This is a genomic window from Paenibacillus sp. LPE1-1-1.1, from assembly GCF_040676435.1.
In the GTDB taxonomy this organism is placed as follows: Bacteria; Bacillota; Bacilli; order Paenibacillales; family Paenibacillaceae; genus Pristimantibacillus.
The window spans coordinates 193,102-205,976 of the sequence record NZ_JBEGHY010000044.1 but is presented as its reverse complement, the minus strand read 5'-3'; the positions used below and the strand labels follow the sequence as shown (position 1 = coordinate 205,976).

The 12,875-nt window shown below is 49.1% G+C and carries 11 protein-coding genes; 7 read left to right on the top strand and 4 right to left on the bottom strand.

What is annotated here, in order from left to right; all coding sequences use genetic code 11:
* The first annotated feature begins 260 nt into the window (after nucleotides 1–260).
* Nucleotides 261–1,136 (top strand): M15 family metallopeptidase, encoded by an 876-nt coding sequence (locus MRBLPE1_RS27650; protein WP_364151978.1) that lies wholly within the window; start codon nucleotides 261–263, stop codon nucleotides 1,134–1,136.
* A gap of 96 nt (nucleotides 1,137–1,232) precedes the next feature.
* Here the strand turns inward: MRBLPE1_RS27650 and MRBLPE1_RS27645 are convergent, their stop codons facing one another.
* Nucleotides 1,233–1,388 (bottom strand): DUF1540 domain-containing protein, encoded by a 156-nt coding sequence (locus MRBLPE1_RS27645; RefSeq protein ID WP_364151976.1) that lies wholly within the window; start codon nucleotides 1,386–1,388, stop codon nucleotides 1,233–1,235.
* A 72-nt stretch (nucleotides 1,389–1,460) separates the two neighbouring features.
* Between MRBLPE1_RS27645 and MRBLPE1_RS27640 the strand changes: the two genes are divergently transcribed.
* A complete protein-coding gene (locus MRBLPE1_RS27640) occupies nucleotides 1,461–2,432 on the top strand; it encodes a nucleoside hydrolase (RefSeq protein WP_364151974.1) in 972 nt (323 codons plus the stop codon).
* Between the two features lie 158 nt (nucleotides 2,433–2,590).
* Here the strand turns inward: MRBLPE1_RS27640 and MRBLPE1_RS27635 are convergent, their stop codons facing one another.
* Entirely contained in the window at nucleotides 2,591–3,907 is a 1,317-nt protein-coding gene (locus MRBLPE1_RS27635) for a deoxyguanosinetriphosphate triphosphohydrolase family protein (protein WP_364151972.1), read from the bottom strand.
* A gap of 235 nt (nucleotides 3,908–4,142) precedes the next feature.
* Here MRBLPE1_RS27635 and cls point away from each other — a divergent pair, with 235 nt between their 5' ends.
* From cls to MRBLPE1_RS27610, 5 genes are all read left to right on the top strand, one after another.
* The gene (gene cls, locus MRBLPE1_RS27630) at nucleotides 4,143–5,582 is read left to right on the top strand and encodes a cardiolipin synthase (RefSeq protein WP_364151970.1); all 1,440 of its coding nucleotides are present in this window, start codon (nucleotides 4,143–4,145) and stop codon (nucleotides 5,580–5,582) included.
* 532 nt (nucleotides 5,583–6,114) lie between these two features.
* Nucleotides 6,115–6,507, top strand: coding sequence for a Fur family transcriptional regulator (locus MRBLPE1_RS27625; protein WP_364151968.1), 393 nt, complete (start codon nucleotides 6,115–6,117; stop codon nucleotides 6,505–6,507).
* Nucleotides 6,486–7,298 (top strand): winged helix-turn-helix transcriptional regulator, encoded by an 813-nt coding sequence (locus tag MRBLPE1_RS27620; RefSeq protein ID WP_364151966.1) that lies wholly within the window; start codon nucleotides 6,486–6,488, stop codon nucleotides 7,296–7,298. The genes MRBLPE1_RS27625 and MRBLPE1_RS27620 overlap by 22 nt, the downstream gene beginning before the upstream one ends.
* A gap of 172 nt (nucleotides 7,299–7,470) precedes the next feature.
* Complete coding sequence (locus MRBLPE1_RS27615; RefSeq protein ID WP_364151964.1) at nucleotides 7,471–8,925, top strand: catalase; 1,455 nt, start codon at nucleotides 7,471–7,473, stop codon at nucleotides 8,923–8,925.
* Nucleotides 8,926–10,160: 1,235 nt separating this feature from the next.
* A complete protein-coding gene (locus MRBLPE1_RS27610) occupies nucleotides 10,161–10,835 on the top strand; it encodes a DUF559 domain-containing protein (protein WP_364151962.1) in 675 nt (224 codons plus the stop codon).
* On the opposite strand, the gene MRBLPE1_RS27605 is transcribed toward MRBLPE1_RS27610, so the two are convergent.
* Entirely contained in the window at nucleotides 10,832–11,362 is a 531-nt protein-coding gene (locus tag MRBLPE1_RS27605; protein ID WP_364151960.1) for a GNAT family N-acetyltransferase, read from the bottom strand. The two genes, MRBLPE1_RS27610 and MRBLPE1_RS27605, sit on opposite strands and share 4 nt — an antisense overlap.
* A gap of 203 nt (nucleotides 11,363–11,565) precedes the next feature.
* The gene (locus MRBLPE1_RS27600; protein WP_364151957.1) at nucleotides 11,566–12,855 is read right to left on the bottom strand and encodes an ABC transporter substrate-binding protein; all 1,290 of its coding nucleotides are present in this window, start codon (nucleotides 12,853–12,855) and stop codon (nucleotides 11,566–11,568) included.
* Between the last annotated feature and the right edge of the window lie 20 nt (nucleotides 12,856–12,875).

Here is a 12,875-nt window from a genome sequence, read left to right as displayed (position 1 = left end):
TAAATTCTTAATCCATTATGCTCCTAATTATAGTCGGATGTCAAAAGGCAAAAGGCTCCTCCATGCCCAAGCATAATCTTGACAAGTAAAGAAATAATAAAGGTTTTTTTATTTATTCCAGAAGGTAACATCTGTTTCAAACGATTAGATTGAAACATTACAGCGGTTTTAGTAGTCTATTAATGAGAGACAATTGGACAAACTATGAATAGAAGTATATTTACATGAAATATATGTAAAATATTTGCTGGAGGTTAATCATGAAAAAAAGAAGTAGTAGGCTGTTGTTGTTCGTTATGGTATGCGCGGCAATGGTCATTGGTTACTCTATTTACAATAAAGAAGAGACGACTACGATTCCGCCTAAACAGGTGGCTGCCGCTGACGGGGCCGCAGATAACGGCGGTGAGATTGCAGGAAGCGCGGACTCGAATCCGGATGAGAATGCAGTCAACGATACGCCTGCTGCGACGGAAGAACCGGAATCCGCCGATGGGGCTGGGGCTGGCGGCGGTCAAGAAGAGAAAACGGAGGATGGACTAGCCGTTATTGCAAAACCTGCGGATATCGCCGTGCTCGTCAATAAGCAGCGCAAGCTGCCGGAGGAATATAATCCAACGGATTTAGTGTATCCGGATGTTCGGTTTATTTTTGCGGAGAAGGTAGAAAAGCGCAAGCTGCGCCAGGAAGCGGCTTCGGCGCTCGAGAAACTGTTTGCTGCGGCCGAGGCGGACAATATCCAATTGGCTGGGGTTTCGGCCTATCGCTCGCACAGCACGCAGAAGACGCTGTTTGATCGGTACGTAAAGAGAGACGGCATTGAAAAGGCGAGAACGTACAGCGCATTTCCGGGAACGAGCGAGCATGAAACCGGCCTCGCGATCGATGTTACCGGCAGCGACGGCAAATGCGCGGCAGCCGATTGCTTTGCGGATACGAAGGAAGCATTGTGGCTTGCGAAGCATGCGCATGAGCATGGATTTATTATTCGGTATTTGAAGGGTAAAGAAGAGATCACCGGCTATCAATATGAACCATGGCATTTGCGCTATGTAGGCGAAGACCTTGCTGCGGAGCTTGCCGAAAGCGGAGAGTCGCTTGAAGAGTATTATGACGCGGTGCCTGTCACGCAATAAAGACAATAGCGCAAGCCGTACCTGTGTCAGCCAAAACATTTACGGTGCTTTGGCCCAGGAAGCTTGCGCTGTTTTTTCTACATGTGAAGTAAAACGTTAAATCTTTGGTTCAAACGTTTTGCAATCTGTTTCTTCGGAGTGGCTTGCTTGTTTGCCGCGGTTGCTGACTACATAAATAGATGAGGCGCTGCAATGATTGCCTGCCGCCCAGAACTTGCATGAGTTCACTTCGCATAGTACATCCTTAGCCATGGACCATTCACCTCCTCAGCTATAGGATTGACAAACGATATATCGTTTTATACCCGGAAAGGATGGATAGATATGGGAAATAAAATTTATTTTAATCATGATGCCGGCGTAGACGATCTGGTATCCCTGTTTCTTTTGCTGCAAATGAAAGAGGTTGAGCTGCTTGGGGTATCCGTGATCCCGGCAGACGGTTATTTGGAGCCCGGCATCAAGGCGAGCTGCAAAATCATCGACCGCTTCGGTGACCCGGCCAAGACGAAGTCGATTGAGGTGGCAAGGTCGAATTCACGCGGCGTGAACCCTTTCCCCGCTGAATGGCGGATGCATACGTTTTTCGTGGATGCGCTCCCTATCCTGAACGAATCCGGGTTTATTTCAACGGCAGTCGCCGCACAGCCTGCCCACCAGCACATGGTGGACCAGCTGCGCCGCTCCGAAGAGAAGGTGACTTTGCTGTTCACGGGCCCGCTTACCGATCTCGCGCGGGCATTGGAGGAAGCGCCGGATATCGAAGAGAAGATCGAGAAGCTCGTATGGATGGGCGGCACGTTTAATGAGAAGGGGAACGTCCAGGAGCCCGAGCATGACGGTACTGCGGAATGGAACGCCTTCTGGGATCCTGAAGCCGTACACCGCGTATGGGCTAGCCGGATTCAAATCGTGCTCGTCGCTTTGGAGAGCACGAACAAGGTTCCGCTTACGATGGAGGTCCGCAATCGCTGGGCATCGCTGCGGAAGCACGAGGGACTTGATTTTGTAGGCCAATGCTACGCCGCCTGTCCGCCGCTCGTTTATATGGAGACCAATTCGACGTATTATTTGTGGGATGTACTGACGACGGCTATCTTAGGCAACCCGGGGTTGGCGGCGATCAAAACAGTCAACAGCGGCGTGATCAAGGACGGGCCGAGCCAAGGCCGCATGGTAGAACGCGCGGACGGGCGCCCGGTCAGCCTCGTATATGACGTTGATCCTGTCCGTTTCTTCGATTATATTACCGAGCTGTCTGCGGGCGCGGTCAGCACGATAAGAGAACGAGACTAGCTTTAACTAAAAAAAAGCGCAGAGGGGAGTGAGCCAAGCTCATCCCTGCTGCGCTTTTTTCAAATATAAGAAAATATAAATTTTAACCGTATACGTTGCTTATATTTCACCGCGAAACGAGCTTTTGCCGCCAAAGCGGCATCAGCTGTTTACGCTTGTTAATCCATCTCGTAAATCGAGCCCGACTTGCTGGCATAGAGCTCGGCGTATACTTTCTCGGCATAGGCGTCGGTCATACCCGAGATATAATCGGCGACAAACCGGGGCCAGCTCCATTTGCTCTTATGAAGCTCGTAATTTTCAATCCAGTCGGGCGGAATGATGAGCCGGCCGTATTCGGGAACCTTGAAGCTGTCCCACAGCCTGCGGATCATGATCTCGCTGCGCATCTGCAGCCGCTGAACGCGGAAGTCCTTAATGAGCGTTACCCATGCGAGCTTCTTCAATATTTCCATCGTCCGCAGCAAATCGATATCCTGCTGCCCATTGTTTACGAAGGTGACCTTCTTCCAGCCGCGCGAGGTATCGTCAATGATACCGACCTTGCCGGCGAAAAGGCTTACCCATCTTGCCTTCATCTCCCGCCGGGTGCGCGAGGGTTCGCGCTCGCAGCTGACGTAAAGCTCCTGCCACTGCTCGAAATAGGAGACGAGCACACGCTTGACCATGGCGGGAATGTCCACCTCTCCCCAGCCGATGCCCGTATTGCCTTTATCCTCGACAATTTCCTGAACGACATGGTCGATGAGCCTGCTGTCTTCGAAAAAGGTGCGGTTCATTTGGATTTTGCCGGCACGGATGCCATCCTCGATATCATGCGTGGAATAAGCGATATCATCGCATAGATCCATAAGCTGGGCTTCCAGCGTGGAGCAGCCGATCGGAATTTTCCATGAGCGGCGCAGCTGCTCGATCTCACCCCACTCGGTGACGTACACACCCTTTAGACGGTCGGGCTCGCCAAGGCTGAACGGGTATTTATTGACCGCGAGCAGGACAGCAGCAGTCAAATCGAGGCCGCTTCCGCTGCCGGCGCGTTTCTCCAAAAACATCAAAATACGAAAGTTTTGCGCATTTCCCTCGTAAGGAATGCCGTACTCTTCCATGAGCACATGATTGAGCACCTCTTCGCCTTTATGGCCAAACGGCGGATGTCCGAGATCATGCGCGAGCGCCGCAATTTCAACGACGGCGGGATCCAATACAAGGCCAGGATGCTCCTTGCGGGAGAGAAAATCATATTGCTTGCCCAGTCTGCGGGCAACCTCGCGCGCGATCTGGGAAACCTCCAGGGAATGGGTCAGCCTAGTTCTGTAATAGTCGCCCGTGCCTGCGCCAAATACCTGCGATTTGCCCTGCAGGCGGCGAAACGCGGGGGATTGGATTAGCCTCGCATAATCTCTTTCGTATTCGTCTCGCTCCTCGCTAAAGGTGCCAAGGGATTTCTCGTCCAATCTAAATTTACGTATATCCATCGTTGTTCCTCCAGTGCCAGCGCTGCGGTTCATCTAAAAAAATCAGAGCCAATCGTTCCCGGCTTATTATTAACTTATATTTTGATGCATTTCATGTGAATGGGATATTAATGAAGCAATAGGTTGTTCTGCTTGAATTGTAGCATATAATCAGGCTTGAACATACTTCGTGCTTGGAGTATGATCGCATTAGCTTTTACATTAGACTGAGGTGTTTATTATACGAACGGCTATCATGCAAAACGCATATGCAATTATTATGCTGCTGAACATCTTTTTGGCGATTACCGTCATTTTTCTTGAACGGCGCAACGCAAGCACGACATGGGCTTGGTTAATGGTTCTATTCTTCATCCCGGTTATCGGGTTTGTTTTGTATTTGATCTTGGGGCAGAAGATTCGCAAAAGAAAGCTGTATAAGCTGCTCGGCGACAGCCAGCGCATTATCGAGCATACCATCGAGAGACAGATGCGGCAGCTGCGCGACGGCGAAATCGCTTATCGCGATCCGGCCATGCAAAGCTACCAGGATATGATCTATATGAACTTAAAAACCAGCTACGCGCTGTTTACGAGCAATAATGCGGTAGAAATCTATACCGAGGGCAATGCGAAATTTGACGCTTTGCTGAAGGATATAGAGGGAGCTCATCACCATATCCATCTCGTGTATTATATCGTCCGAGACGATGAGCTGGGCAGAAGACTGGTAAAGGCCCTGGCTGCGAAGGCAGCTGAGGGAGTCGAGGTAAAGTTTCTGTATGACCATATTGGAAGCTCGGGCCTGCCCAAGCGGTATTTTCATGATTTGCTGGCGGCTGGCGGCCAGGAAGCGGCCTTTTTTCCATCGCGGATTCCTTATTTGAATTTAAAGATTAATTATCGCAATCATCGCAAGCTCGTTATTATAGACGGGCAGGTTGGCTATATCGGCGGTTTCAATATCGGCGATGAATATTTGGGCCTGAACGAGCATTTCGGCGAATGGAGAGATACCCATCTGAGAGTTAAGGGCAACGCCGTGCTGCAAATGCAGGCACAGTTTCTAATGGATTGGAATCTGGCTGCTTCGGGCAAGATTTTGTTGAACGATTTGTATTTCCCCATCATGAGCATTAATGCCGGTTCGATCGGAATGCAGCTGGTAGCTAGCGGGCCGGACACGGAGTACCAACAAATTAAGGATGCGTATATAAAAATGATTTATGCGGCCAAAAAGACAATTTGTTTGCAAACGCCGTATTTTGTACCGGATGAAAGCCTGATGACGGCTCTGAAGATCGCATCTTTATCCGGTGTCGACGTTCGGATCATGCTGCCGAGCATGCCGGATCATTTTTTCGTGTATTGGGCGACGCATTCCTATTTGGGAGAGCTTCTTAACAACGGGGTCAAATGCTATATGTTCGAGAAAGGCTTCCTCCATGCGAAGACGCTTGTCATTGACGGCCAGGTCGCTTCGGTTGGCACGGCGAATCTCGACATCCGCAGCTTTAAGCTGAATTTTGAGATGAATGCGTTTATCTATGATACGCAGACATCGGCTAAGCTGCAACGCATTTTTGAGGATGATATGAAAAATAGTACGGAGATGACGCTTGAAATTTATTCGGAGCGGCCGATGATGAACCGGTTCAAAGAATCGATTTCCAGGTTATTGAGTCCCATCCTATAGACGCACGTAAGAAGGGCTTCTGCTTATCTATGATAACCAGAAGCCCTTCACGTGCTTGGTAGAAAACTATTCAATTTATTCAAACGCTCCATTCCGCTGCTTGCCCTGTTTCTTCTTTATCCTTTCGAATTTGTTACAAACCTTATCGACTTCGATCCTAGCTTTAATGACCTCGATCAACTTCCTTTCGATTTGTTTCAAATCCTTCTTTTCCGTAAGTACCTGTTATTCCTAGTGGCTGTTTACATGTCTTTCGCTATTGTCCCCGCATGTCCTTAAGTCCGATCGGTACTCCTTTCCGAGTTAATGAGACATGCTTCGCTAACTTACTCCAATGGACTATCCCCTTTCCTTTAATATAGGCTTAGTATACACCATTGTTTGAATTTTGTAAATATTCAGTTTATTTATTTCGACAAAAAAATGATATTTATTTCATAGAGTAATAGGATGGCCAATATAAGGATGGTTGACCGTTTACCTTCATGAATTTATACTTAGTCTAAAGTCACTAAAAAGGGATGATGTTTTCGTGAACAAAATCAACTTAACGATACAGCGCAAAGAGATATTGGAAGTCGTTCAGCATGCGCCGGACCATCCAACGGCTGCGGATGTCATTGAGCGGCTTCGCGGCAAAGGCTTTAACTTCGCCTACGGTACGGTGTACAATTCCTTGCGGTATTTGACGGACGCGGGATTGATTCGGGAACTGAAGCTGGGCGAGGCGGTTAGCCGTTACGACGCCCGTACGGACGAGCACCAACATATTGTTTGCACCGTGTGCGGGCGAGTCGACGAGGTGCTTACGGAGCTGCCAAGCGAGTGGCTGCAGAAGGTAGCGGCGGAAACGAAATATAGAATCGAGCATGCACAGGTTGTCATAGAAGGGGTGTGCGAGGAATGCGCGACGAAACAATCATAACGGACAATGACTCGTTGAATAAGGTCGGTGCGGAAAGCCTCTCGGAAGAGGAGCTGCTGCAAAACGGAATGTTATGCTCGATTACGCAGCGGGTAATGATCATCAGTCCGATGCCGGAACGGGTAAAAAGCTTGCTTGTCGCATTGTCATCCGAATGTTTTGATGTTTTTTCGCTGCATGATTTTAATAAAAGCATGCTTCAAAGCCTGCAGCCGGAGCTGCTTGTATTCGATGCGATACCCGTTGTACACGCTTCGACAGGCCATACGCTGCAAGCCGGCGCGGACTTGCTGGAGTCTGCTGACCTTCATGCGGTTCCTGTCTTGATTCTACTGGACCAGAAATCATTCGACAGCCGCGGGACGTTTGCCCTCGGCGCAGCCGAGCTGCTAGTTTGGCCTGCTAAGCCGGAGCAAGCTATAAAACAAATCAACCGCATGCTCTTGAACCGGCCGGCAGCCGGAGCAAAGGCGGTGGATGAGGACATTCGAACCTTTAAGGATATTACGGTCGACCTTAAGAAAATGACCGTTGACCGGGCAAGCCAGCGTGTCGAGCTCACCAAAACGGAATATGATTTGCTGCTGCATTTTATGTCGTCCGACGGTTCCGTGCTGTCGCGCGAGTCGCTGCTTGATACGGTGTGGGGGTTGCATTTCTACGGCGGCAGCAATTTGGTTGATGCCCATATTAAGAGCTTGCGCAAAAAATTAAAGGATAGCGCGGTTTCTCCTAAATATATTGTCACGGTGCGTGGCGTAGGCTACCGAATAGCGGATATCCGCGATTAGCGTGCGCTGCGATTTCCTTTTAGGCATAACATGCCAGGAGGCAGCTGCTTTTTCATGAGATGTTCATCTCTCGTTCATCATGCGTTCATGACAGCTATTCGGCTATCCGTTAAGATTGGTTTAAGGATTTAGATCAAGTCTAAATATATAAACCAATCGAAGAGGTGCTATCATGGACAACTACATGACAACGAATCAAGGAATGCCTGTTGGCGATAATCAGAACTCACGAACTGCCGGAGTGCGGGGGCCTGCGCTATTAGAGGACTACCATCTGTTAGAGAAACTTGCGCATTTTGACCGGGAACGGATTCCGGAGCGTGTCGTGCATGCGCGCGGAGCTGGCGCACATGGTGTATTCCGTACGGAGGTCAGCATGAAAGAGCATACGAAGGCTCATTTTATGCAGGCAGCAGGTGAAGAGACGCCGGTATTCGTCCGTTTCTCCACGGTTATCAACGGAACGGGGTCGCCGGAAACGGCACGCGATCCGCGCGGATTCGCGGTGAAGTTCTATACGCAGGAAGGCAATTACGATATTGTCGGCAACCATCTGCCTGTATTTTTCATCCGCGATGCCATGAAGTTTCCGGATATGGTCCATTCCCTGAAGCCGGCACCGCATACGAATCTTCAAGATCCGGCGCGTTACTGGGATTTCATGACGCTTTCGCCGGAATCCACGCATATGCTGACTTGGCTGTTCTCGGATGACGGAACACCCGCGACTTACCGCGAGATGGACGGCTTTGGCGTTCATGCTTTTAAGTGGATCAATGATGCAGGCAAACCGACTTACGTGAAATACCATTGGAAATCGCTGCAAGGCGTACGGAACTTCACCGCAGCCGAAGCGAGCGTCATGCAGGGCAAAGATTTCAATCATGCGACTCGCGATTTGCATGATGCCATCGAGCTCGGGCAATTCCCGGAATGGGAGCTTCATGTGCAGCTTATGCCGATTGAGCATATGGAGAGGTATGCGTTTGACCCGCTCGATCCGACAAAGGTATGGCCGGAGGATATGTATCCGCTGCAAAAAGTCGGCACGATGATGTTGAACCGCAATCCCGTTAACTATTTCGCGGAGGTAGAGCAGTCGGCCTTCTCGCCAAGCGCTTTGGTTCCGGGCATCGAGCCGTCGGAGGACAAGCTGCTGCAGGGACGATTGTTCTCGTACCCGGATGCGCAGCGGTACCGCCTTGGCGCGAACTATCTGCACATTCCCGTAAACTGTCCGTATGCGCCCGTACGCAACCATCAACGCGACGGCGCGATGACGATGCATGCTAATCCTTCTTCTGTTAATTATGAGCCAAACAGCTCCTCGGAGAGCCCGAGGGAAGCGGCGTCATACGCCGATTCCTATGCGCCGCTGCAAGGTGTTGCGGGCCGCCAAAAGATCGAAAAAACCGATGAATTCACGCAGGCGGGCGAGCGCTTCCGCTCCTTGTCTGAGCAGCAGCAGGCAAATTTGATTGCCAATGTGACTGGTGAGCTGGAGCAGACGAACGACGATATACGTCTCCGCGCCATCTGCAACTTCTTCCGCGCCGACCGCAACTTTGGCATGAAGCTTTCACAGAACCTCGGCGTAGATATCCGTAAGTATATGCCGCAGGGCTAATCAATCTAACGTTTTCCACGGAAGCCCCGTTGCTTCGAACAAACCTCGAATTAGCGGGGCTTCTGCTTATTTTGCCGGTGACTATATAGTACAAATGCTCAATTCGAGCTCTCACCGTTTATTTAGCTGGAAAACCTCCTGTTAATTGCTCAATCCGGGTTCCACCGTCCCTTGATTTACCGAGGACCATTTCGTACAAAGGCACATTTAATGCTCTCAAAGTCTATTTAGCTGGAAAACCTCCCGTTAATTGCTCAATTTGAGCTCCCACCGGTCGCTTAGATGGAATAACTCCTGTTAATTTGTTGTTTTGAGCTGCTTTTGGAGCATATTGAGGAAATTAGCAGGAGAAATTCCGGTTAAGCTGTCATACATGCAGAAAGGGCTAATTTAACGGGAGAAATTCCTGTTAAATAACGAAGCTCATAGTCACCCGATCACTCTTTTCGATATAAAGTTTGGATAACTTACGGGTGACCACAAGTAGAAATGCGCATCTAGTGCTCCTACAGTTTAATTAGCTGGAAAACCTCCCGTTAATTGTTCAATTTGAGCTCCCACCAGCCGATTAGATGGAAGAACTCCTGTTAATTGCGCAATATGAGCTCCTACCAGCCAATTAGATGGAAAACCTCCAGTTAATTTGTCGCTTTGAGCTGCTTTTGGAGCATTCTGAGGAAATTAGCAGGAGAAATTCCAGTTAAGCTGTCATACATACAGAAAGGGCTAATTTAACGGGAGAAATTCCTGTTAAATAACGAAGCTCATAGTCACCCGATCACTCTTTTCGATATAAAGTTTGGATAACTTACGGGTGACCTCAAGTAGAAATGCGCATCTAGTGCTCCTACAGTTTAATTAGCTGGAAAACCTCCTGTTAATTGCTCAAATTGAGCTCCTACCGGCCAATTAGATGGAAAACCTCCAGTTAATTTATTGTTTTGAGCTGCTTTTGGAGCGTTCTGAGGAAATTAGCAGGAGAAATTTCAGTTAAGCTGTCATACATACAGAAAAGGATAATTTAAAAGGAGAAATTCCTGTTAAATATCTAAGGCATCCGTTTACTCTATCCAGAAAAAGTTTGGTAATTTCGTTCAGCAGCATTTTTCTGCAAAAAGACTAGTCATCTCAAATCTGTTGTCCTATAATTAGATGAAAGAGACGAAGAACGTCCCGTTGTTACTCCTGCGCGAGTAATACCGGGACGTTTTCTATTTTCAGGGAGGTTGATGAATATGGCGTATGATGAGGCACAACGCTCATTTATTCAATATCATGTCGAGAATAGGAAGGGGGAGCGCCGCGGCAGACTGGAGAGAGGACATGGGCATGCGGAAACATTATTTTTACGGAACGTTTGGTGGCCTTTACGGGGCAGCTTCCAGCATCTGCATCCCGAGTATGAAGTCATCGATTGGAGAGGTAGGTCGTATTTTGCCGATTTTGCTTGGCTGCTGCCGGGGAAAATAAAGCTTATTATTGAAATCAAAGGTTTTGCTTCGCATGTGCGCGACATGGACCGACAAAAATATTCCAATGAGCTAAACCGTGAAACTTTTATGTTCGCGATGGGCTATCATGTTATCTCATTCGCATACGATGATGTGGAGAAGAACCCAGATCTTTGCATGACGATGCTACGGATGGTGCTCAGCAGATTTGAGCCAGGGCAGGCTCGGATTTCCCGCACACTGCTTGCTGAGAAAGAGATAATACGCCTCGCTATCCGGCAAGCGGAGCCTATTCGACCGAAAGATGTGGAGCGGCATTTTGGCATGGATCACAAAACGGCTGTTCATCACCTACGGAACTTATGCGCAAGAGGGTGGCTGCAACCTTTTTACCGCGGTACCGGAAAACGAATCGTTCGATATGAGCTGGCTCGCGATTTCTTGGATTATTTGGACTAAGAAAAGCACGATATCCAAAACCTTTTGATTACATTGCCGTTCTCCTCGGTATACGGAGTATCGGGTACTCCGCCATTACGCAGGATCGTTCTCTCTGAGGCGAGATTGCTCTCGTCGCATACGACGAGTACCTTGCGAATGCCTAGCTTGCGCGCCTCGACCAAAGCTAAGCCTAACAGCTTACCAGCGTAGCCTTTGCGTCTGTCCGAGGGACGTATGCCATAACCGATATGGCCTCCGCTGTTCAGCAGCTTTTCGGTAAGCGCATGTCGAATGTTGACCGCACCGACAATCCGCTCATCGCCAGCTACGAGCCAAAAGGTAGAGTCCGGCACCCAGCCCTTCGGTAAATTCTCGCCGCTTTCATTAGCCTCCAAAAACTGAAGCATGCCTTGAAAATCAGCAGGCTCCTTGCTAATAACCCACGGCACCATATCCTCTCCGCTTTCCGCCCATTCCTGATAAAAAGACAGATACGCGTCCTTCAAAGCCAGAGTTGGTTTAACTAACGCGACTTTCGTTTCCATATCCTCGCACCCCGCCCGCCTAGGATTTTGATACATGGCACAAACCATAAACTGCCGATTAGAAAAGATCTCTTCATCATAACATACGGTTTATCTGTTATGTCTATCTTCGGGTTTACCGCTCCGCTCCGAAGCTAGCAGCAAAAAAACAGCCGCCTAACCTCCTTTCGGACGGTTAAACGGCCATTCACATTCAAAAAGACTTATTTTTTCAGTTTATCCCATGCGCCCTGCATGCCAGTCTCCCAAGCAGATTCATCGATTCTGCCTGCGATATACTGTTGAATCACGCTGGCGAATTCCTGCGTTACGCCATCCGGGTATTTCGAGGACTGCAAGCCAAGCACTTTGCCCGCTTGCACATAGTTGTGAACCTCGGTACCGATGTCGCCCATATCCTCAGGCGTAGCCGTAATCGTAGTCAGAGCCGGAATGAACTTGAATTTTTTGACGATGTATTCTTTACCGATGTCGGAAGTTACGAGCCAATTCAGGAACGTTTTGGCTTCTTCCTTCACGTCGGATTCTTTGTTGATAACCAGGTTAGCCGGGATACCGACATTCAGCTTGTCATTCGCAGCAGCATCCTCGCCAAGCGGCATTGGCAATACGCCAAGGTTCAGGTCAGGATTGATGCTATCGATTTGTACTTGCGCCCAGTTGCCTTCTTGCATCATAGCTGCTTCGCCGCTCGCAAATAGCGATACTTGCGTGTTGTAGTCGGTCGTGAGCGGGTTCTTGTTGCCGTAATCGACAGTAAGCTTCATCAGTTTAGCCCAATCCGCGAATTTCTCGTTGCCTGGAATTTTTGCGGAGCCGTCGTTCAGGCCAGCGATAAAGGCATTTACATCCGGCTGCTGCGCGAATGCAGGGTTGATGCCTTGGTTACCGATCAACCACCACTCTTGATAAGCGTTAGCGAATGGCGTGATGCCCGCTGCTTTTAGCGTTTTTGCCGCAGCTTCAAGCTGGGAATACGTTTTTGGCAGCTCAGTAATGCCTGCTTTGGTAAAGAGATCTTTGTTGTAGATATAGCCGAAGCCTTCAAGATTCATCGCCATGCCGTATACTTTGCCGTCTTTGGTCATTGGCTCAGCAGCCAAAGGAACGAGATCCTTCACCCATGCTTGGTCGGATAGATCCTCGAGCTTGTCCAGCCACATTTCCATTTCCGCGTAACCGCCGTTGGAGAAAATATCGGGAGCGTCGCCGGCAGCGAATTTTGTTTTTAGGGAAGCGCCGTAATCGGCACCGCCGCCTACGGTTTGGATATCTAGCTTGATGTTCGGGTATTCTTTATTGAATTCAACCGCCAATTCGTTCAGGCCTTCAACGATTTCGGTTTTGAATTGAAAAATCGTTACCGTTTTGACTTCTTCTTTCGGTGTGTTACCGCCTTCGCCTTCGTTGGTGCTGCTGCCGCCACATGCGGTCAATACGATGCTCATCGCCAGCACGAGGCTAAGCATTAGCATAGTCAGCTTTTTATTCATGATGTAAATCCCCCTTGATT

Coding starts and splice junctions, on each gene's coding strand:
- MRBLPE1_RS27650 (WP_364151978.1), top strand. CDS start 261: ATGAAAAAAAGAAGTAGTAGGCTGTTGTTGTTCGTTATGGTATGCGCG.
- MRBLPE1_RS27645 (WP_364151976.1), bottom strand. CDS start 1,388: ATGGCTAAGGATGTACTATGCGAAGTGAACTCATGCAAGTTCTGGGCG.
- MRBLPE1_RS27640 (WP_364151974.1), top strand. CDS start 1,461: ATGGGAAATAAAATTTATTTTAATCATGATGCCGGCGTAGACGATCTG.
- MRBLPE1_RS27635 (WP_364151972.1), bottom strand. CDS start 3,907: ATGGATATACGTAAATTTAGATTGGACGAGAAATCCCTTGGCACCTTT.
- cls (WP_364151970.1), top strand. CDS start 4,143: ATGCAAAACGCATATGCAATTATTATGCTGCTGAACATCTTTTTGGCG.
- MRBLPE1_RS27620 (WP_364151966.1), top strand. CDS start 6,486: ATGCGCGACGAAACAATCATAACGGACAATGACTCGTTGAATAAGGTC.
- MRBLPE1_RS27615 (WP_364151964.1), top strand. CDS start 7,471: ATGGACAACTACATGACAACGAATCAAGGAATGCCTGTTGGCGATAAT.
- MRBLPE1_RS27610 (WP_364151962.1), top strand. CDS start 10,161: ATGGCGTATGATGAGGCACAACGCTCATTTATTCAATATCATGTCGAG.
- MRBLPE1_RS27605 (WP_364151960.1), bottom strand. CDS start 11,362: ATGGAAACGAAAGTCGCGTTAGTTAAACCAACTCTGGCTTTGAAGGAC.
- MRBLPE1_RS27600 (WP_364151957.1), bottom strand. CDS start 12,855: ATGAATAAAAAGCTGACTATGCTAATGCTTAGCCTCGTGCTGGCGATG.